Origin of the sequence: Thermus thermophilus, from assembly GCF_019974155.1 — a bacterium.
GTDB classification, from domain to species: domain Bacteria; phylum Deinococcota; class Deinococci; order Deinococcales; family Thermaceae; genus Thermus; species Thermus thermophilus_C.
Map to the genome: position 1 here is coordinate 1428515 of NZ_AP025158.1, position 19224 is coordinate 1447738.

18 protein-coding genes are annotated in these 19224 nt (G+C 61.3%); 16 read left to right on the plus strand and 2 right to left on the minus strand.

Annotated elements, in window-relative coordinates:
* The first annotated feature begins 56 nt into the window (after positions 1 to 56).
* The 16 genes from TthTMY_RS07680 (at position 57) to TthTMY_RS07755 (ending at position 17773) form a co-directional block, all read left to right on the plus strand.
* Positions 57 to 1451: a UDP-glucose dehydrogenase family protein gene (locus TthTMY_RS07680; RefSeq protein WP_096410842.1), complete on the plus strand. Its 1395-nt coding sequence runs from the start codon at positions 57 to 59 to the stop codon at positions 1449 to 1451.
* On the plus strand, positions 1451 to 2401 hold the full coding sequence (locus TthTMY_RS07685; RefSeq protein WP_096410843.1) for a UDP-glucuronic acid decarboxylase family protein: 951 nt from the start codon (positions 1451 to 1453) through the stop codon (positions 2399 to 2401). The genes TthTMY_RS07680 and TthTMY_RS07685 overlap by 1 nt, the downstream gene beginning before the upstream one ends.
* Positions 2391 to 3836, plus strand: a complete 1446-nt coding sequence (locus TthTMY_RS07690) for an oligosaccharide flippase family protein (RefSeq protein ID WP_096410844.1) — start codon at positions 2391 to 2393, stop codon at positions 3834 to 3836. The genes TthTMY_RS07685 and TthTMY_RS07690 overlap by 11 nt, the downstream gene beginning before the upstream one ends.
* Positions 3826 to 4899, plus strand: coding sequence for a glycosyltransferase family 2 protein (locus tag TthTMY_RS07695; protein WP_096410845.1), 1074 nt, complete (start codon positions 3826 to 3828; stop codon positions 4897 to 4899). The genes TthTMY_RS07690 and TthTMY_RS07695 overlap by 11 nt, the downstream gene beginning before the upstream one ends.
* Positions 4896 to 6020, plus strand: a complete 1125-nt coding sequence (locus TthTMY_RS07700; protein ID WP_096410846.1) for a glycosyltransferase — start codon at positions 4896 to 4898, stop codon at positions 6018 to 6020. Before TthTMY_RS07695 ends, TthTMY_RS07700 begins: the two co-directional genes overlap by 4 nt.
* Positions 6021 to 6108: 88 nt before the next feature.
* Positions 6109 to 7524, plus strand: coding sequence for a hypothetical protein (locus TthTMY_RS07705; protein WP_157745775.1), 1416 nt, complete (start codon positions 6109 to 6111; stop codon positions 7522 to 7524).
* A gap of 4 nt (positions 7525 to 7528) precedes the next feature.
* Positions 7529 to 8677 (plus strand): glycosyltransferase, encoded by a 1149-nt coding sequence (locus TthTMY_RS07710; RefSeq protein WP_096410847.1) that lies wholly within the window; start codon positions 7529 to 7531, stop codon positions 8675 to 8677.
* On the plus strand, positions 8674 to 9798 hold the full coding sequence (locus tag TthTMY_RS07715; RefSeq protein ID WP_096410848.1) for a glycosyltransferase family 4 protein: 1125 nt from the start codon (positions 8674 to 8676) through the stop codon (positions 9796 to 9798). The genes TthTMY_RS07710 and TthTMY_RS07715 overlap by 4 nt, the downstream gene beginning before the upstream one ends.
* Complete coding sequence (locus TthTMY_RS07720; RefSeq protein ID WP_096410849.1) at positions 9795 to 10472, plus strand: sugar transferase; 678 nt, start codon at positions 9795 to 9797, stop codon at positions 10470 to 10472. The genes TthTMY_RS07715 and TthTMY_RS07720 overlap by 4 nt, the downstream gene beginning before the upstream one ends.
* Complete coding sequence (locus TthTMY_RS07725) at positions 10453 to 11460, plus strand: ATP-grasp domain-containing protein (RefSeq protein ID WP_096410850.1); 1008 nt, start codon at positions 10453 to 10455, stop codon at positions 11458 to 11460. The genes TthTMY_RS07720 and TthTMY_RS07725 overlap by 20 nt, the downstream gene beginning before the upstream one ends.
* Positions 11432 to 12136 carry an HAD family hydrolase gene (locus TthTMY_RS07730; protein WP_096410851.1) on the plus strand — a complete coding sequence of 235 codons (705 nt, stop codon included), beginning with the start codon at positions 11432 to 11434 and terminating at the stop codon, positions 12134 to 12136. The genes TthTMY_RS07725 and TthTMY_RS07730 overlap by 29 nt, the downstream gene beginning before the upstream one ends.
* 12 nt (positions 12137 to 12148) lie before the next feature.
* A complete protein-coding gene (locus tag TthTMY_RS07735) occupies positions 12149 to 13276 on the plus strand; it encodes a DegT/DnrJ/EryC1/StrS family aminotransferase (RefSeq protein WP_096410852.1) in 1128 nt (375 codons plus the stop codon).
* 402 nt (positions 13277 to 13678) lie between these two features.
* Entirely contained in the window at positions 13679 to 15187 is a 1509-nt protein-coding gene (locus TthTMY_RS07740; protein WP_223903148.1) for a polysaccharide biosynthesis protein, read from the plus strand.
* A gap of 10 nt (positions 15188 to 15197) precedes the next feature.
* A complete protein-coding gene (locus tag TthTMY_RS07745; protein ID WP_172844628.1) occupies positions 15198 to 17090 on the plus strand; it encodes a Wzz/FepE/Etk N-terminal domain-containing protein in 1893 nt (630 codons plus the stop codon).
* Positions 17087 to 17377 carry a HEPN domain-containing protein gene (locus tag TthTMY_RS07750; protein WP_223903149.1) on the plus strand — a complete coding sequence of 97 codons (291 nt, stop codon included), beginning with the start codon at positions 17087 to 17089 and terminating at the stop codon, positions 17375 to 17377. The genes TthTMY_RS07745 and TthTMY_RS07750 overlap by 4 nt, the downstream gene beginning before the upstream one ends.
* A 69-nt stretch (positions 17378 to 17446) precedes the next feature.
* The gene (locus TthTMY_RS07755; protein WP_223903150.1) at positions 17447 to 17773 is read left to right on the plus strand and encodes a nucleotidyltransferase domain-containing protein; all 327 of its coding nucleotides are present in this window, start codon (positions 17447 to 17449) and stop codon (positions 17771 to 17773) included.
* Here the strand turns inward: TthTMY_RS07755 and TthTMY_RS07760 are convergent.
* Both TthTMY_RS07760 and TthTMY_RS07765 read right to left on the minus strand, forming a co-directional pair.
* Positions 17770 to 17994, minus strand: a complete 225-nt coding sequence (locus TthTMY_RS07760) for a hypothetical protein (RefSeq protein WP_096410855.1) — start codon at positions 17992 to 17994, stop codon at positions 17770 to 17772. The two genes, TthTMY_RS07755 and TthTMY_RS07760, sit on opposite strands and share 4 nt — an antisense overlap.
* Entirely contained in the window at positions 17994 to 19217 is a 1224-nt protein-coding gene (locus TthTMY_RS07765; protein WP_096410856.1) for a vWA domain-containing protein, read from the minus strand. The genes TthTMY_RS07760 and TthTMY_RS07765 overlap by 1 nt, the downstream gene beginning before the upstream one ends.
* Positions 19218 to 19224: the final 7 nt, after the last annotated feature.

The following is a 19224-nucleotide window of genomic DNA, read 5'->3' on the forward strand; positions in this document are numbered from 1 at the left end:
GCTTTTGGCCTGGCCCGCACCTCTTACGTGCTAGAACGGGGAAAGTAGAGGGAGCTATGAAGGTTGCCGTCATTGGAACAGGCTACGTCGGCCTCACCACCGCCCTAAGCCTCGCCTACGTGGGGCACGAGGTGGTGGGGGTGGACCTGGACGAGGGCAAGGTGGCCGGGCTTAAGCGGGGCGAGCCGCCTTTCTACGAGCCCCACGCTAAGGAGACCCTGGCCCTGGTGCGGGACCGGCTCTCCTTCACCACGCGGTACGAGGAGGCCATCCCCCAGGCGGAGGTGGTCTTCCTGGCCGTGGGCACCCCTTCCCTGGAGGACGGCTCCCCCGACCTCTCCCAGGTGCGGGAGGCCGCCTGGGCCATCGGGCGGCACCTGGGGGAGGGGTTCACCGTGGTGGTGAACAAGTCCACGGTGCCCGTGGGGAGCGGCAACTATGTGGAGGCCCTGGTGCGGAGGGCCTTTCGGGAGGCCCACGGGGGCGAGCCGGATGGCCGCTTAGCGGTGGCCTCCAACCCCGAGTTCCTGCGGGAGGGCCAGGCCCTCTACGACAGCCTCTACCCCGACCGCATCGTGGTGGGGGCCGAGGACAAACGGGCCCTGGAGGTGCTTAGGGAACTCTACGAGCCCATCCTGGAACAGAGCTTCGCCCCGCCTCCCTTCCTCCCCCGGCCCGAACACATGGGGGCGGTCCCCTTCGTGACCACAGACCTGGCCTCGGCGGAGCTCATCAAGTACGGGGCGAACGCCTTCCTCGCCCTCAAGATCAGCTTCATCAACGAGCTGGCCCGGCTGGCGGAGCGGGTGGGGGCGGACATCCGCGAGGTGGCCCGGGGCATCGGCCTGGACAGCCGCATCGGTCCCCGGTTCCTGCAGGCGGGGCTCGGCTGGGGGGGAAGCTGCTTCCCCAAGGACACGGCGGCCCTCCTCGCCATGGCCCGGGAGTACGGCCTTAGCCTTCCCATCACCGAGGCGGCCCGGGCGGTGAACTTCAGCCAGAGGGAGCTCCTGGTGGAAAAGCTCCTCGCCGAGCTCAAGACCCTGAAGGGCAGGACCATCGCCCTCCTCGGCCTCGCCTTCAAGCCCAACACCGACGACCTCCGGGAAAGCCCCGCCCTGGCCCTGGCGGAGCTTCTCCTAAAGCGGGGGGCCTTTGTGCGGGCCCACGACCCCGTGGCCCTCCCCCGGGCGAAGCGGGAGGTGGCCCTTCCCCTGGAGTACGCCGAGGACCCCAGGACCCTCCTGGAGGGGGCGGATGCCGTGGTCCTGGCCACGGACTGGCCCGAGTACCGCACCTGGCCCTGGGGGGAGCTCAAGGGATTTGTCCGCATCCCCCTGGTGGTGGACGGGAGGAACTTCCTGGACGGAAAGGCCTTGGCCGCCCTGGGGTACCGCTACGTGGGCCTGGGGGTGCCTGCCCTGGGTACCTTGGAGGGGGTGAGGGTCTAGTGCGGGTCCTCCTCACGGGAGCTGCGGGGTTTTTGGGGAGCCACCTGGCGGAGCGCCTCCTCCGGGAGGGGCACGAGGTGGTGGGGGTGGACAACCTCTCCACGGGCCAGGGGCGGAACCTGGAACGCCTAAGGCGCCACCCGGGCTTCACCTTCCTCCGGGCGGACGTGGTCCAGCCCCTGGAGGTGGAGGGCCCCCTGGACTGGGTGCTCCACTTCGCCTCCCCCGCCTCCCCTCCCCGCTACCTCAAGCTCCCCATCGCCACCCTCCTGGTGAACGCCGAGGGCACCCGGCACCTCCTGGACCTGGCCCTGAGGAAGGGGGCCCGCTTCTTCCTCGCCTCCACCAGCGAGGTCTACGGCGACCCCCTGGTCCACCCCCAGCCCGAGACCTACTGGGGCAACGTGAACCCCATCGGCCCCCGGAGCATTTACGATGAGGGCAAGCGCTACGCCGAGGCCCTGACCCTCGCCTACCACCGGGCGCACGGGGTCCCGGTCCGCATCGTGCGCATCTTCAACACGTACGGGCCCGGTATGGACCCCGAGGACGGCCGCGTGGTCTCCAACTTCATCGTCCAGGCCCTCCGGGGCGAGCCCCTCACCGTCTACGGGGACGGGAGCCAGACCCGCTCCTTCTGCTACGTGGACGACCTCATTGAAGGCGTCCGCCGCCTCATGGAGGTGGACTACCCCTACCCGGTGAACCTGGGGAACCCGGAGGAGTACGCGGTGCTGGAACTGGCCCGCCTGGTCAAGGAACTCACCCAAAGCCCCTCGGAGATCGTCTTCAAGCCCCTGCCCCAGGACGACCCCAAGCAGCGCCGCCCCGACATCGCCCTGGCCAGAAGGCTCCTGGGCTGGGAGCCCAGGGTGCCCGTTCGGGAGGGACTGCGGAAGACCGTGGCCTACTTTAAGGAGATCGTCCGGGAATTGGGCCATGGAGGATAGGGCTCCAGGTAACGGGTTGCGGGCCCAGGTGCTGGGTGGAGGAGCTTACCTCGTCCTCCGGCAGGGGCTGGGGATAGCCCTAAGCCTTTTGGGCTTGACGTTGCTCCTTAAGCAAGTCGGCCCGAAAGAGTACGGACTGTACTCTCTGGTCCTGGGGATATACACCTATCTGTTCAGCGTAGGGCAGATGGGGGTCGGGGTCTATCTGGTGCGCCGGGAAGGCCGAAGCACCCCCGAAGATTTCCAGCAAGCCTTTACCTTTCTCGCGGTCTGGGGCACGGTGCTCGCCCTCCTGGTGACGGTCGCTCTTCCTCTCTTGGAGAGGTGGTTGGCCTTAGAGGCTTTCTCCGCCGTTGCCCTCGCCGTCTTCGCCGGGTTGCCCTTGGGGCTTGCCACGTTGCCCCTCTTGGCCTACCTAGAGCGCGAGCTGAATTTCAAAAGGGTCGCCCTGGTAGAGCTCGGAGGGCAACTCGTCTACTATGCGATCGCCTTGCTCCTGGCCCACCGGGGCTTCGGTGTTTGGGCCCTAGTCTGGGGTTGGTGGGGCCAGCAGCTTTGGGTCTTCTTCCGTCTACGGAAGGCCGTCCCCATTCCCCTCCGTCCGTCGTGGGACTGGTGGAAGCTAAAGGACATGGTGGGCTATGGACTGGGTTTTTCCTCGTCCATCTGGGTTTGGCAACTACGAGGTCTAGTCGCTCCCTTGATCGTTGGAAAGTACTTGGGTCCGACGGAAGTGGGCTATATCGGGTTGGCCACACGTCTGGTGGAGTCCATCGCCTTCGTCAAGGCGGTCGCTTGGCGTGTTTCGGTTTCCGCTTTCGCCAGAGTGCAGAGCGATAAACCAAAACTCGCCAGAGCCATCGTGGAGGCGAGTGAGCTACAGGTGCTGGCAACGGGCCTTCCCCTCTTGGTGTTCACCTTCGTAGGGCCATATTTGGTCCCCAGCCTGCTCGGCCCGTCTTGGATGCCCGTGATCCTCCTCTTCCCCTTCATCGCTGTGGGTTACATCGTAAATGCAGTCTTTAACATGCACTCCTCGGCCCTCTACGTCCTGCGGCGCAACTTGGACGTGACGCTTTTTCACTTCTTTCATGTGGCGCTTTTTGCCCTCTCCTCCTGGGTAGGGGTCAGGGAGTGGGGCCTTTTAGGCTATGGATGGGCGGAGGTTTTGGCCCTCCTCAGCTACGTGGTGGTCTCTAGGTACGCTGTTCGGGCAGTGGGGCCCCTGGACCAGAGGGTCGCCCTGTTGTGGGCTTCCTCGATAGGTATCGCCCTATTCTGGCAGTCCCTCGGGCTCTGGGCACTACTTCCTATGGCGGCGGTCTTCTTTGCCCCCTTCAGTCGGGCCAAGCTGGCCAAGCTTTGGAGAGAGGTCACGTCAAGCACGACATCGGGTGTGAAGATCATGTTCCAGGAGGGCGAGCATGGAAAGTAGCGGCACTAAAACTCCCCTGGTCAGCATCGTCATCAACAACTACAACTACGGGCGTTTCCTAAAAGATGCCATCGAGAGCGCCCTGGGGCAGATCTATCCCCTCACCGAGGTCATCGTGGTGGACGACGGCTCCACCGATGACTCTCGCGAGGTGATAGCGGGCTACGGAGAGCGGGTGCGCGCGTTGTTCAAGGAGAACGGCGGGCAGGCTTCGGCCTTCAACGCGGGCTTCGCCCTCACCAAGGGGGATGTCGTCATCTTCCTAGATGCGGACGACCTCCTCCTTCCTCACGCCGTGGAGAGGGCCATCGCGGTCTGGAAGCCTGAACTCTCTAAAGTCCAGTGGCGCCTCCAGCTTGTCACGGAGGACTTGCGTCCCTTGCCCGCCACCTGGCCGGGGGAGCGCCCCATGCCCTCGGGGAACTTTAGGGAGGTCGTCCTCAAGTGGGGCTACTACCCTTCGCCGCCCACAAGCGGCAACGCCTTCAGCCGCTGGTTTTTGGAAAAGATACTCCCCATGCCCGAGGCGGAGTGGCGGATCGCCGCAGACTCCTACTTGCTCACGCTGGCTGCGGTATACGGAGAGGTAGTTTCCATTGACGAGGTGTTAGGGTACTATCGCTTGCACGGTGGAAACTTTTGGTACCTTGGCGAAGAAGATGCGGAAAAGTTAGAGCGCAAGTTGATTCAACAGCTAAAAATAAATCGCCTTCAGAAGACGCTCAGGCAGAATCACGTAATAGACGAAAGAACGAGGATCAGGGTTTACGCAAATCCCCTCGAGGCCAAGGCGGAGATGGCCGCTTCCCTCCTCTTTCCCCAGGACCCCTCTCTTAGGGCGAGCCGGGGGCTAACCGCTCTCCGGGGCATCTGGGCTGCGGCCCGATTCCCCTATATGCCCTCTTTTTGGTCCCGGCTCAGGTTGGCGCTCTGGTTTCTCCTCACGGCGCTTCTACCTAGACCAATAGCAAAAAAACTTGCCTTTATGGGCATCTACCCGGGCTCGAGGCCAAAGTGGTTAGTGAAGCTCTTTCGCGTAGCGGGTAAGTTGGGGAGTAGATGAGGATCGCCCTTTTTCTACCCTCCTTGGATGGCGGCGGCGCCGAGAGGATAAACCTTCTTCTCGCCACGGGTTTTCTTCAAAAGGGCGCACAGGTGGATCTGGTGTTGGCCAGGGCTCAAGGGCCTTACCTTGAAATGGTCCCTCGAGGCGTCAACCTGATCGATCTAAGGGCATCCAGGGTGCTGACATCTTTCCCTGCCTTGGTGTCCTACCTGAAGAGAGAAAACCCTTTTGTCTTGCTTTCCTCGCTGAGCCACGCCAACGTTGTGGCGGTCTGGGCGCGAGAAGTGGCACGAGTTCCAACAAAGGTGCTGGTCGCAGAGCATGTTCCCTTGAAAGCGAGCTACCGCAACAAGCATTTACGGTTGAACGAACAAATGGTGCGCTCCTTGATGGGCGGGGCCTACAGGAGGGCCGAGGCTGTCATAGCCGTTTCCAGGGGTCTTGGGAGGGAGCTGGTAGAGGGGTTCGGCCTTCCCAAGGACAAGATTCGGGTCATCTATAATCCCGTAATTCAGGACGAACTTTTCGAGAAGGCCAAAGAACCTGTTGAACATCCGTGGCTACTGCCTGGAGGGCCGCCTGTTTTTTTAGCCGTGGGCCGCTTGGTCGCGGAAAAAAACTTTGAACTTTTGATCCGGGCCTTCGCCAGGGTCAGGAGGGAAAGGGAGTCCCGCCTCCTCGTTCTGGGAGAAGGGCCTGAGCGGGCTCGCCTCGAGGGCCTGGTGCGAAGCCTTGGGCTGGAGGAACACGTGGACATGCCGGGGTTTGTCCCCAACCCCTATCCCTATATGGCCAAGGCCTCGGCCCTGGTCTTGAGTTCCCTATACGAGGCTCTGCCCACGGTGCTCATAGAGGGGTTGGCCCTGGGGGTTCCCGTGGTGGCTACTGACTGTCCCTATGGTCCTGCTGAGATCTTGGAGGGGGGAAGATGGGGTATACTAGTGCCCGTGGGAAACGAGGAGGCATTGGCTCAGGCCATGGTGGAGGTTCTCCTTAAGCCCCCCTCAGAGGGCGAGAGGAGGGTTGCTCGCGAGTCCGCCATAGAGAGATTCGGCCTCCGAAAGGCCGTGAGCGAATACTGGGATATAATCCAAGAGATCACCAGAAATGCGAGTTAAAAGGGCGGTACTGTTTTTAATTGTAACATCAGCTTCTCTAGCCACCAGCGCCAGCCTTGCTGGGGTCCTTTCTCTTGAGCGATTAAGCGTGGCGCTTGCCATTCTAGGTTCGTTGTTGGCGTGGTACGTGGTTTTTACTTTGAAGGATGGGAATTTGGCCAGTTTTTCGTTTCTTTTTGCTACGTTCTTTGCTCTTTACACATTGAGTCCTACTTTAGAAGGTCTTTTAGCGGGCGTTGATAGCTTAGCATCCTCTAAAGAAGTAGAAAGCGTTCTTTGGGGTCGTGAGATTCCCTTGGGATTTATATCTGTTTTATCCAATGTGGCTTTGCTGGCTTTTGCTATAGGACTTTTAAAAAGTCATCTTACTAATGCCAACCTCTTTGGTGCGCCATTGAATAAAACTTGCCTTTCACCTCGGTTGCGAACATCATCGGACATGTACGCTTGGCTCTATTACCTGGGCATAGGCGCTTTTCTCCTGGGAATGGTTCTTTCCTTGTTAGATCTAACGAGAGTAGGAGGTCTGCAAGCCATTATTACCCCTCGCGGAGAACGACTTGTGGCTCTAGCGGAGAATAGGGGAAGTCTGCCTAGTTCCCCTCTCGTCTTTTCGGGGCTCGCTGTGGCTATACTTGGCTGGATTTATGCAGGAAATAAAAGGTTTCGTGGCCTACTTTTGATGGCTTTGGTCGGTTTGTGGCTTGTTTACTTGCTTATACAGGGTGATCGTAGATTTATTCTTTACACCCTTCTAGTGGGACTGGGGGTTGCGCACGTTTACCGGGGCCTCTCTCTTAAGTTGAGTTTGAGAGTTCTTTTTGTGATAACTTTGGTTATTTTGCTGTTTTCCGCCTTTGGGAACGTGAGGTGGATGCTTCCGATGCTTCTCGGTGGTACGTTAAGCCTTAGAGATGCTGGGTCCTGGATCGCCGAAAACTTCTCTTGGTCTTGGTTTGCGCCCTCCTCCAATGAGTTTATGGGGCCTTACATCACTCTGATTGTGACCGCTACGGATCCTAATTGGTGGTCTCTAAGTGGGGCTCCTTTATGGGGAATAAGTTATTTTTATGCACTACCCAATTTGCTTCCTCGTAGCCTTTATCCGGGTGAAAAATGGGAGTCTTTGAGTTTTAAGTTCAGCGATTATGTGTATGTCAGCTATTTACCCCTAGATTTTCCCTTCCCCATAGGCTTCGGTTTTAGCCCCCTAGCCGAAGCTTGTTTGAACTTTGGACTAAGCGCCTGGTCCCCTTTTGTGATTTTTCTCCTGTGGGGTTGGTTTTCGGGTCAATTAGAGACCTGGGTGCGAAAAGGCCCTTTGCCTTATCGGGGCATCGTTTATGCTCTCCTTCTTCCCCAAGCTTTCAATTTAAACCGGATAGATTTTGTATGGGCTTTCCAAGAAGCGATTTACTTTGTATTTATGGGCCTTCTTTTGCTGGCTTCGGCTCGCGTCTTTTACCTGAGCATGCGTAGAATGAGGATTTTACCAGGTGGGTAATGTTATGGAAAAGAAAATCCTAATGCTGATTACCGGCCTGGCTCGCGGGGGTGCCGAAACCCAACTCTTGCTTCTTGCGTCCGGGTTGAAGCGCCGGGGGTGGCAGGTCCGGGTGGTCAGCATGTTGCCCCCGGAGGACTTCGCCGAGGAGTTGCGGGAAGGGGGAGTCCCCGTGGACTCCCTTGGCATGACCAGGGGCGTGCCCGACCCCAGGGCTTTGTGGCGGTTCTCCCGGGTCTTGCGCGAGTTCAGGCCCTCCGTGGTCCACGCCCACATGATCCACGCCAACCTCCTGGCCCGGCTTACACGCCTCTTCGTCCGAGTGCCTGTCCTGGTCTGCACGGCCCACAACACCATAGAAGTTGGCCGTGGGTTCCGCACGGAGTCGGCCGTGCACCTCGCTTACCGTCTCACGGACCCCCTTTGCGACCTCACCACCCAGGTGTCCCTGGAAGGCTACCGCCGCTACCTGGAGGGCAGAGCCGCTCCCCCAAAAAAGCTGAGGTATGTCCCCAATGCGGTAGACCTTGAGCGCTTCGCGCCCGACCCCGCCCTCAGGCAGGAGATGCGCAAGGCGCTCGGCCTCTCCGAGGAAGCCTTCCTCTGGCTCGCCGTGGGCAGGCTCGAGGAGGCCAAAGACTACCCTACCCTTCTACAGGCTTTCGCCCTGGTGGTGAAGACCCATCCTAAGGCGACTCTCTTCGTAGTGGGGAAGGGGATCCTGGAATCGTCGCTACGGGACCTGGTCCGGTCTTTAGGTCTAGAAGCCTCGGTTCGATTTTTGGGGTTGCGCAAGGACGTGCCCGCCCTGATGTGCGCAGCAGATGCTTATGTGCTCTCCTCTGCCTGGGAAGGGATGCCCATGGTTCTTCTCGAGGCCCACGCTTCCGGTCTGCCCGTGGTCAGCACGGACGTGGGGGGAGTCCGGGAAGTGGTCAGGGACGGCGTTTCTGGCTACGTAGTGCCGCCCAGAGACCCGAGCGCCCTAGCCGAGGCAATGAAGAGGTTGCAAAGCTTACCCAAGGAAAAGCAGCTTAGCATGGGCGTTGAGGGTCGCAAATGGGTGGAAGAAAACTATAGTTTAGAAACGCTTTTGGGTCGGTGGGAAGCCCTTTATAAAGATCTTTACCAGAAGAAGTGCGATCTAAAATGAAAAAAATTGCAATCATTGTCCCCTATGCCCCCACGTTTCTCCACTTTCGTGGTCCCCTGGTAAAGTACCTAAGGGAGCAAGGGCATGATCTTGCCCTGTTCGCCCCGGACTGGACACCCGAGCTACGGCGGGCCGTGGAGGGTTTTTCCCAAGGCAATGTTGAGAGCTACCCCCTGGACCGAACGGGCGTGAACCCTCTTGGAGACCTCAGAACTCTGGCTGCCTTAACCTTCTCTTTCCTCCGCTTAAGTCCCAAGGTGGTTTTGACCTTCCAGCCCAAGCCCAACGTCTACGGCATCCTGGCGGCGGCCCTGGCGCGGGTGCCTCTACGAGCGGCGGTGGTGGAGGGGCTGGGTTTTGCCTTCACCCCCGGGGAGGACACGCTAAAGAAGCGGCTGGTGAGGGCGGTCCTCAAGGTGCTCTACCGCTTAAGCTTCGCCTTCGCCCACAAGGTGTTCTTCCTCAATCCGGACGACCTCCAGGAGTTCGTCTCCCAGGGCCTGGTGCGGCCGGAAAAGGCAGTCCTTCTGGGGGGCATTGGGGTGCCCCTGGAGGAGTGGCCCCCCGCCCCGCCACACCTTAAGCCCCTCACTTTCACCCTCATCGCTCGGCTTTTGAAGGAGAAGGGCGTGCGGGAGTTCGCCGAGGCAGCCCGCCGGGTCAAGGCCAAGCACCCCAAGGCGCGCTTCCTCCTCATTGGCCCTCTGGACACCAACCCTGGCGCGATTCCCGAGGAGGAGGTACGCTCTTGGGTGGAGGAAGGGGTGTTGGAGTGGATTCCCTGGACGGACGACGTCCGGCCTTACCTCCGGCAGACGAGCGTCTACGTGCTTCCTTCTTATAGGGAGGGCGTGCCCCGCTCTACCCAGGAGGCCCTGGCCATGGCCCGGCCCGTGATCACCACGGACGCCCCGGGGTGCCGGGAGACGGTGGTGGACGGGGTCAACGGCTTTCTGGTACCCCCTCGGGACCCAGAAGCCTTGGCAGAGGCCATGGAGCGTTTCATCCAAGACCCTTCCCTGGTGGAGCGGATGGGGCGGGAAAGCCGTAAGCTAGCCGAGGAGCGCTTTGACGCCCACAAGATCAATGCTCGCCTTCTGAGCGAGCTTGGAATAAAATGAACCCCGTGTGCCTCCTCCGTTCGCCGACGCTGAAGCGCCTTTTGGACCTGCTGGGGGCCTCTTTTGGCCTCATCGCCTTTGGTCCCCTGATGCTTTACCTCGCCTTCAGGGTCTGGCGGGAGATGGGGAGACCCGTGCTCTTCCGGCAGGTGCGGCCTGGCCTCCACGGCAAGCCCTTTGTGATGTACAAGTTCCGCACCATGACGGATGAGCGGGACGCCGAGGGGAACCTTCTGCCGGACGAAAAGCGCCTCACCCCTTTGGGTAGGTTTCTGCGGGAGCACAGCCTGGACGAGCTTCCCGAGCTCGTCAACGTGCTCAAAGGGGAGATGAGCCTGGTGGGCCCGAGGCCTCTCCTGATGGAGTACCTGGAGCGGTACACCCCGGAGCAGGCCCGGCGCCACGAGGTGAAGCCGGGCATCACCGGCTGGGCGCAGGTGAACGGGAGGAACGCGCTCTCGTGGGAAGAGAAGTTCAAGCTTGACGTGTGGTACGTGGACAACTGGAACCTGCTTTTGGATATTAAAATCCTCCTCATGACCCTGGTGAAGGTGCTGCGGCGGGAGGGGATTAGCGCCGAGGGCCACGCTACCATGCCGGAGTTCAGGGGAACTCAGCGGGGGCTTCAGGTAGTTCAAAAGAAGGAGGTAACCGATGAAGCAAAAAGCGGTTAACATTCTCTTCACAAGTGCAGGCCGTAGGGTTCAACTCCTACGTGCCTTCAAGCAGGCTTACGCAGACTTGGGGTTGAAAGGGCGTATCGTGGCTACCGACATAGATCCGTTAGCGCCAGCACTTCGAGTAGTAGACCGCTCTTATCTTGTTCCTCCAGTTTCTGATCCGGATTACGTTCCTGCACTTGTAGAAATTTGCCAAAAAGAGAAAATTCATCTCTTGTTTCCTCTAATAGATCCTGATATCCCTGTTTTGGCCCGAAACCGCCTAGCATTAGAAGCAACGGGCGCCCGCGTAATGGTCGTGCCGGAGGAATCAGCTTTAATTGCAGCAGATAAATGGGCTACATATAAGTTTTTCGTCAAAAACGGTGTTCCCACTCCCCGCTCCTGGCTTCCCCAAGACATTCGGAAAGAAGAAAGTTTGCGCTTTCCTTTGGTCGTTAAGCCCAGATTTGGAAGCGCAGGAAAAAGTGTCTTTAAAGCCCACAACACCCAAGAACTCTCCTTTTTCTTAGATTATGTCTCAGATCCGATCATTCAAGAGTACACATCCGGACCAGAAATCACCACAGATATAATATGCGATGCGGAGGGAAACGTTTTGGGTTTTGTTTCCCGGCAACGAATTGAGGTTCGCTCTGGCGAGGTCGCAAAGGGAAAAACCGTATACGATCCGCAAGTGGCAGAGTACAGTTTGCATATTGCCAAAGCGCTTGGCGCCATTGGCCCCATAAACGTCCAGTGTTTCCTACATGAAGGAAAACCTCTGTTTACAGAAATCAACGCACGGTTCGGAGGAGGTGCTCCCTTGGGCATTGCTGCAGGTGTTCTCTCACCTCATTGGTACCTAGCCCAAGCCGCAGGCCTTCCTTTAGAAATTCCGCCCTTAGGCACCTACAAGGTCAACCTCTATATGACACGATTTGATGAGGCCTTTTTCTTAACTCGGGAGGAGTATGAGCAAACTCCGAGCCATCGTCTTTGACCTAGACGACACCCTCTACCCCGAGTATAGTTACGTCAGAAGTGGCTTCTGCGCTGTGGCTCAATGGGCTGAAAAAGAACTTGGGATACCGTCCTCCGAAACCTTTACGGAACTTCTCCAGCTTTTCCTAAAAGGTGTACGCGGAAACACTTTTAACCGCTGGTTGGAGTCCCGCGGTATCTGCAGTAAGGACTTAGTCTGCCGGATGGTTCAAGTTTACAGAAACCACCCTCCGCAAATTCGGCCCTACCCAGAGGTTGAAATCATCTTGACTAACCTCCGAAGGACTTACAAACTTGGGATTGTTACCGATGGACATATGGCGGTTCAGCAAAAAAAGCTAGAGAGCCTTTCCATCAGTCATCTATTTGATGCCATTGTTTTCTCCGACGAGTTGGGGAGAGAAAACTGGAAACCCAGTCACCATCCCTTCAAAGTGGTCCTTGAGCGGCTGGGTGTCTCCGGATTCGAAGCAGTCTATGTAGGCGATAATCCACAAAAGGATTTCCTCGGTGCCAAGCAGGTAGGTATGCGAACTATCCGTGTGCGCCGCGAAGAGGGCCTATACAGTTCCCTTGAACCTCCTTCCGCTGAGCATGCTCCTAACGTGGAAATAAAGACACTCCGAGAGATAGAAACTGCTCTTGAGCAACTTCTCGATGAAAAGTATCATTAGGAGTGAAGGCAGATGAAGCGCATCTACCTTTCCTCTCCACACCTCTCCGGCCTCGAGGTCCAGTTCCTCCAAGAAGCCTTGGAGTCAGGCTGGATCGCCCCTCTTGGCCCCCAGGTGGAAGCCTTTGAGCAGGAGTTTGCCGAGGTGGTGGGTGCCCCCTATGCTCTGGCTCTGAGCTCGGGCACGGCCGCCATCCATCTGGCCCTGATCCTGGCCGGGGTGGGCCCCGGGGACGAGGTGGCGGTTTCCACCCTTACCTTTGCCGCCAGCGCCTTCCCCGTGCTCTACTTGGGCGCCAAGCCTGTGTTCGTGGATAGCGAACGCACCTCCTGGAACATGGATCCAGGCCTCCTCGCCGAGTTCCTGGAGGCCCGGGCCAAGAAGGGGAAGCTTCCCAAGGCAGTGGTGCTGGTGCACCTTTACGGCCAAAGCGCGGACATAGACGCCATTCAAGGCCTTTGCCAAGAGTATGGGCTGACCCTTATTGAGGATGCGGCGGAAGCTTTGGGGAGCACCTACAAGGGCAAAAGCCCAGGCACCTTCGGCTTCGCAGGTATATTTTCTTTTAACGGCAACAAGATCATCACCACCTCAGGTGGGGGCATGTTGGTTTCCAATGACGAGAAGCTCATTGCCCACGCCCGGAAGCTCGCCACCCAGGCCCGGGAGCCGGTGCCCTGGTACGAGCACCGGGAGGTGGGGTACAACTACCGCATGAGCAACCTCCTGGCGGCGGTGGGGCGGGCGCAACTAAGGACCCTGGAGGAGCGAGTGCAAGCCCGGCGGCGCATCTACGAACGCTACGTGGCCGGGCTTTCTGACCTTCCAGGCCTTTCCTTCCAGCCCGAGGCCCCTTGGGGAAGGCACACCCGCTGGCTCACGGTGATGCTTGTGGACCGGGAGGCCTTTGGCCGGGGCCCGGAAGAGATCCGGCAGGCCCTCGAGGGGCTAGGCATTGAAACCCGGCCCGTATGGAAGCCCCTTCACCTCCAGCCCGTTTTCCACGGGGCGGAAACCGTAGGGGGCGGCGTTGCGGAAGACCTCTTTGCCCGGGGTCTTTGCCTCCCTTCCGGCTCCTCCCTCACCCCTGAGGAGCAGGACCGGGTCATAGAGGCCATTCGGTCCCTGGCGGAGACTTAGGCCACGTTCGGATTTCCCCTTCCCCCCCTCTTGAAGGGGGTAGCATGATTCCCGGTATGCGCGGGGCTATTAAGTTTTTGGTAGACCTTCTTCTCTGGACCCTGGCCGCGCCCTTGGCGTTCCTCCTGCGCCTCGAGGGCCTCCCTCCTGAGTATCAAGCTTCCCTTTGGGTCTACACCCTCCTCGGCCTTCCGGTGAAGGCCCTCCTCATCGCCCTCTTCGGCCTCCACCGCCAGGCCTGGAGCCGGGTGGGGGTTCGGGACCTGGTACGGCTCGCCTTGGCCGTGGGTCTGGGGGGCGCCATCCTCTTTGTCTTCGGTCTTCTCTTAGACGGCTTCCTCCCCGTGCCGCGAAGCGTGCCCCTGATCTCCAGCGCCCTGGCCTTCCTGGCCATGGGGGGGGGTGCGCCTTGGGGTGCGCCTCTACTGGGAAGAGAAAAAGGGCAGGGGCAAGGGAGGAACCAAAAAGCGGGTCCTCGTCGTGGGGGCTGGGGAGGCGGGCACCATGGTGGTCCGGGAGATGCTCCGCCACCCGGAGGCGGGCCTTTACCCTGTGGGCTTTCTGGACGACGACCCCAACAAGCGGGGCCAGACCATCGCTGGGGTCCGGGTAGTTGGCGCTTTGGACGACCTTCCCCGGGCGGTTCGGGCCCTGGAAGTGGACGAGGTCCTGGTGGCCATTCCCTCGGCCCCCGGTTCCGTGGTGCGCAAGGTGGTGGAGTTGGCCCGCGCGGTGGGGGTGTCCTACCGGATCTTGCCAGGAATTCACGAGATCCTCTCGGGCCGGGTGGGGCTTTCGCAGATCCGGGAAGTGCGGGTGGAAGACCTTCTCCGCAGGGAGCCTGTGCGGCTCAACCTGGAAGAGATTGCGGGCTACCTGGAAGGCCGGGTGGTTCTCGTCACCGGGGCCGGGGGCTCCATTGGAAGCGAGCTCGTACGCCAGGTGGCCCGCTTCCACCCCGAGCAAGTGGTCCTCCTGGGGCGGGGAGAGAACAGCCTTTTTTCCCTGGAGAAGGAGCTTGAGGCCCAGTGGCCTGAGCTGAGGTACAAGGTGGTGGTGGCCGACGTGCGGGACCAAGACCGGCTTCGCCGCGTTTTCCAGGCCTACAGGCCCCAGGTGGTCTTCCACGCCGCCGCCCACAAGCACGTGCCCCTAATGGAGGTCCAGCCCGATGAGGCCATCCTCAACAACGTGGGCGGAACGCACAACGTGGTGAAACTCTGCTTGGAGTTCGGCGTGGAGCGCCTGGTAAACATCTCCACCGACAAGGCGGTGAACCCCACTTCGGTGATGGGGGCGAGCAAGCGGGTGGCGGAGCAGGTGGTGGCTTGGGGGGCCTCGAGGGCTGCCCCGGGGCAGGTCTTCGTCTCCGTGCGCTTCGGCAACGTGCTGGGCAGCCGCGGAAGCGTGGTCCCCCTTTTCCTAGAGCAGATCAAGAGGGGTGGGCCGGTAACCGTGACCCATCCCGAGATGCGCCGCTACTTCATGACCATACCCGAGGCCGCCCAGCTTGTGCTTCAGGCCGGGGGCATGGGAGAAAACGGAAGGGTATACGTCCTGGACATGGGGGAGCCCGTGAGAATCCTTGACTTGGCCAAGGACCTCATCCGGCTCGCGGGTTTTGAGCCCTACCGGGACATAGACATCGTCTTTACCGGGGTTAGGCCAGGGGAGAAGCTCTTTGAAGAACTCCTCACCGCAGAGGAGGGAACCGAAGCGAGCTACCACGAGAAGATATGGGTGGCTAAACCCAGCGCCCTCCCGCGGGAGTTCCCCAGGCTCCTAGAAGAGCTTGACCTGGCCGCCCGGCGCGGGGACGAGCGCCGAATCCGAGAACTTCTCAGGCAACTGATTCCCACTTACAAGCCGAACAGCATCCCTGCGGAAAAACTCCCTGAAGATCCCGTATAGTGAGGCCGTTATGGTGGAAACCCCAAGCGAAGAGCTTACCCTAAGGGATATTCTAGAAATCCTTAAGCGCCAGAAGGTTTGGATTCTCACCCTTCCCCTCCTCTTCGGCGCGGTGGCCCTCATCTACGGCTTCTTCATCGCCGAGCCCACCTACGCCTCCACCGCCACCCTAAGCGTGGCCCCGGTGCAGGTGCAGGCCCAGCTGGAGCAGAGGATCCAGGTGCAGCAGGCCACCCCCATCACCTTTGAGGGCCTGAAGGCCCTGGCCCTCTCCGAGGAGGTGGTGGGGGGGGTGTGGGAGGCCCTGAGGAAGGAGGGGAGGCTTCCCACCCGCTGGCAGGACCAGGGGAACCTCAGGGGCGTGGAGCGGATGCTCCGGGACCTTCAGGTGAAGGACATCTCCCCTAGGGTCCAGGCGGCAAACCCCAACCAGGTGCCCCCCATCGTGGCGACCTTCACCGTCAAGGCTCCCGACCCCCAAGTGGCGGCCAAGGCGGCGAACCTCTGGGTGGAGGCGGTGAAGCGCAAGGTGAACGAGATCCCCCTGCAGCGCCTTAAGGCGAGCCTCCTGGCCCTCGAGGAGCAGGTGGCCCCCGCGGAGAAGGCCTACCGTGAGGCCCAGGCGAGGTGGGAGGCCTTCCAGAAGGCCACCACCCTCGCCCAGGACAAGGCGGAGCTGGAGGCCAAGACCGGGGAGCGGGTGAGCCTGGACCAGGAGCTTTCCGGCCTGGAGCGGGACCTTTCGGCGGTGCGGGGGCGGATAGAGGCCCTAAGCCGGGAGGCGGACCGCCAGGCCCGGCTCGTGCCCCTGAACACGAGCCCCGAGCAGCTCGCCATCATCGGCAAGCGCCTCCAGGAGGCCCAGACCGCCCTGAAGGGGGAGACGGAGAAGGCCCGGCAGGCCTACCTGGCGGCGGCCAAGGCCCTCGAGGCCTTCAAGGAAAGGGAACGGATCGCCGAGTGGCAAAATGAGTTAAATAGGCTTTCCGGACAGTTAGCGGAGATCGGGGTGCGTCTGGCCCAGATCGCCACCGAGCAAGCCTCCAGAGAAGCTTCCCTGAGGGAGGTGGAGGCCGCTTTGGCGAAAGAGCCAAAGGTCTTGGACGTGGTTCGCGAAGTCGTGGCCGACCCCGTCTTGGCCGCGGCCGTGGCCAAAGGAGACTTAAGCGCGCTGATAGGATTGAGGCTCAGCGTGCAGGAGGTCAATCCCGTTTACGCTCCCCTCCTTACCCAGGCGGTGAACCTTCGCAGTCAGATCAAGGCCCTGGAAGCCGAAGAGCAAGCCCTGCTTAAGGAGCAAGAAGCGATCTTCCAACGCATCTCTTCCCTCAAGAAGCTCCTGTCGGCCCAGGAGCGGGAGAAGGAGGCCATCACCCTGGAGTACAACACCAAGAAGGCCGCCTACGAGGCCCTCCGGTCCCGCTACGACCAGATCGCCACCCTCACCGCCCAGGACCTCGCCTTTGACAACCCCAACCCCGAGTACCAGCGCCTGCGCTCGGCCCTCATAGACGCCCAGGCGGAGGAGGCGAGGCTTCTTGCCAGGAAGGCGGCCCTTCAGGCCCGCATCGCCCAGGTGGACGCCCGCATCGGCATCCTCAAGGACCGGGTGGCCCGGGCCCAGGTGGAGCAGGACACCCTAAGCCAGGCCCTGGAGCTCGCCAAGAACGCCTACCTGGCCCTGGCCCAGAAGCGCACCGACTTAAATATCCAGATCGCCAGCAACCAGGAGGCCTGGGCCTCCATCCTGGCCCCCGCCTACCCCATCTACGAGAAGGTGGCGCCCAGGCGGGGTCTCCTCTTCGCCCTGGCTGTGGCCTTGGGCTTGATGCTTGGGGTGATGGCCGCCTTCATCGCCGAGGCCCTAAGGCCCCAGGAGGCCCCTTCCAGGGGAAGCGCATGAACCGGGCGCGCGACTGGATGCGGCAAGCCGAGCGGGACCTTGAGCACGCCCAAAAGAGCCTGGAGCTCGGCCACTGGGAATGGGCTTGCTTCGCCGCCCATCAGGCGGCGGAGAAAGCCCTCAAAGCAGTTTATTTCGCCTTGGGGGCCGAGGCCTTCGGCCACGCGCTCACCCACCTCTTGGCCGGCCTTCACGAACGGCTCAGCCTGACCCCCGAGCTCAGGCGCTGCGCCCTGGTGTTGGATCGGCTCTACATCCCCACGCGCTATCCGGACAGCTGGCTCTAGACTCCTATGGAGAGGAGGAGGCCCGGGATGCGCTCCTTTGTGCAGGAGAAATCCTACGGTCCGGTCAAAGTGTTCTGGCTGGACCGGGAGAGGCTGCTTCAGGCTCTTGAAGAAAAGGCGGCCGAGCTCCTCGCCACCTTCCCCGAGGTCCTCGCCGTGGTCCTCTTCGGCTCCTTGGCCCGGGGAGAGGCGACCCCGCGGAGCGACGCCGACCTCCTCCTTCTCGTGGGGGAGGCTCCCCCCTTCCTGGAGCGCCCCGGGCGTTACCTTCCCCTCTTCGCCGATCTGGGTTTTCCCGTGGACCTTTTGGTCTACACCCCGAAGGAGGCCGAGGCCAATCCCCTGGCGCGGCGGGCCCTGACGGAGGGCCGGGTTCTGGCCGAGCGGAAGGGCTAAAGGCGGGCCGCTTCCTCCAACGCCCTCTCGGCCTCCTCCATGTACCGGTCCCAGGGGATGAGGGCGTAGCCCCCCTCCTTCCGAGCGGCGTAGTAGGGAAGGTCCAGGGAGAGGGAGGTTCGCACCTCGAGGTGTTCCCGCACCAGGGCGGGGAGGGGTTTGGGGAAAACCTTGGGGCGCCTCAAGCGCTCTAGGAGAAGGGCCAAACGCAAGGGGGCCATCAGTTCCTCCGCACCTTCTTGTTGAGGAAGTCCAGGAGGAGGTACTTGCCGATGTTCCTGGGGCTCGTGAGGTAGGCCTTGCCCCGGGTGATCTGGGAAAGCTTCTTCACGAAGGCGAGAAGCTCGGGCTCCCGGGCAAGCATAAAGGTGTGGATGGGGATCCCTTCCCGCCTCGCCAGGGTGGCCTCCTTGAGGGTCTCGGCGAGGATCAAGGGGTCCAGGCCCCAGGCGTTTTTGTAGATCTCCCCGCTCGGGAGGGTTAAGGCCGAGGGCTTGCCGTCGGTGATGAGGATGATCTGCTTCATCTCCCCGCCCATCTTCCTAAGGAGGGTCCGGGCGAGCTCCAGGCCCGCCTTGGTGTTGGTGTGGTAGGGCCCCACCTGGGCCAGGGGGAGCTTGGCCAGGGGGATCTCCTCGGCGGTGTCGTGGAAGAGGACGAAGCGGACCCGGTCGCCGGGGTACTGGGTGCGGATGAGGTGGGCGAGGGCGAGGGCCACTTTCTTCGCCGGGGTGAAGCGGTCCTCCCCGTAGAGGATCATGGAGTGGGAGCAGTCCAGGAGGACCACGGTGCTCATGCTGGCGGTGTACTCGGCGAGGTCTATGACCAGATCCTCGTGGGAAAGGCCTTCCAGCCCCTTGGCCACGGCCTTCTTGAGGGTCTCGGGGACGTTGAGCTCCAAGGGGTCTCCCCACTCCCAGGGCTTGGTCTCCCCCGTCTTCTCCACCCCGGGGGCGTGGTGGGGGGTGGGGTGGAGGCCCGGGGGGTTGCGGCCCAGGGCCCCGAGGAGCTCCCGGAGGCTTTTCAGGCCCAGGAAGTCCGAGGCCTTCTCCGTGAGCTCCAGGCGGGCCTCCCCCGCCTCGCCCCGGTACCCCCCTTGGGCGGGCTCCGTGGGGTCTTCCCCGGGAAGGCGCAGGTAGCCCGCCTCCTGGAGTTTCCGGATCATCCCCTGGATGGCCTGGTAGAGCCTCGTCTCCTCCTTGCGGTCGGCGAAGCGGGCCTCGCGGAGCCAGTCCTCGGGGACGAGCTCGTTCTTGAGGAGGGCCTGGAGGAGGGCGTCGTAGAGGTCCTCGAGGGTGGGGGCGCGGTTAGGGTCCGGGTCGTAGCGCTGGAAGGGGTCGGAAAACCCCGAGTCCAGGAGGAAGTCCTCCAGGAGGGAGAGGATCTCCTCGGGGGAAAGCTCTTCCAGGCCGCCTTCGTAGCGGCTATAGCGGATGGCCTTCATCGCCACC

What these genes read in the sequence shown, in the direction of transcription:
- TthTMY_RS07680 (WP_096410842.1), top strand. Translation starts at nt 57, where the DNA reads ATGAAGGTTGCCGTCATTGGAACAGGCTACGTCGGCCTCACCACCGCC.
- TthTMY_RS07690 (WP_096410844.1), top strand. Translation starts at nt 2,391, where the DNA reads ATGGAGGATAGGGCTCCAGGTAACGGGTTGCGGGCCCAGGTGCTGGGT.
- TthTMY_RS07695 (WP_096410845.1), top strand. Translation starts at nt 3,826, where the DNA reads ATGGAAAGTAGCGGCACTAAAACTCCCCTGGTCAGCATCGTCATCAAC.
- TthTMY_RS07700 (WP_096410846.1), top strand. Translation starts at nt 4,896, where the DNA reads ATGAGGATCGCCCTTTTTCTACCCTCCTTGGATGGCGGCGGCGCCGAG.
- TthTMY_RS07710 (WP_096410847.1), top strand. Translation starts at nt 7,529, where the DNA reads ATGGAAAAGAAAATCCTAATGCTGATTACCGGCCTGGCTCGCGGGGGT.
- TthTMY_RS07715 (WP_096410848.1), top strand. Translation starts at nt 8,674, where the DNA reads ATGAAAAAAATTGCAATCATTGTCCCCTATGCCCCCACGTTTCTCCAC.
- TthTMY_RS07720 (WP_096410849.1), top strand. Translation starts at nt 9,795, where the DNA reads ATGAACCCCGTGTGCCTCCTCCGTTCGCCGACGCTGAAGCGCCTTTTG.
- TthTMY_RS07725 (WP_096410850.1), top strand. Translation starts at nt 10,453, where the DNA reads ATGAAGCAAAAAGCGGTTAACATTCTCTTCACAAGTGCAGGCCGTAGG.
- TthTMY_RS07730 (WP_096410851.1), top strand. Translation starts at nt 11,432, where the DNA reads ATGAGCAAACTCCGAGCCATCGTCTTTGACCTAGACGACACCCTCTAC.
- TthTMY_RS07735 (WP_096410852.1), top strand. Translation starts at nt 12,149, where the DNA reads ATGAAGCGCATCTACCTTTCCTCTCCACACCTCTCCGGCCTCGAGGTC.
- TthTMY_RS07745 (WP_172844628.1), top strand. Translation starts at nt 15,198, where the DNA reads ATGGTGGAAACCCCAAGCGAAGAGCTTACCCTAAGGGATATTCTAGAA.
- TthTMY_RS07750 (WP_223903149.1), top strand. Translation starts at nt 17,087, where the DNA reads ATGAACCGGGCGCGCGACTGGATGCGGCAAGCCGAGCGGGACCTTGAG.
- TthTMY_RS07760 (WP_096410855.1), bottom strand. Translation starts at nt 17,994, where the DNA reads ATGGCCCCCTTGCGTTTGGCCCTTCTCCTAGAGCGCTTGAGGCGCCCC.
- TthTMY_RS07765 (WP_096410856.1), bottom strand. Translation starts at nt 19,217, where the DNA reads ATGAAGGCCATCCGCTATAGCCGCTACGAAGGCGGCCTGGAAGAGCTT.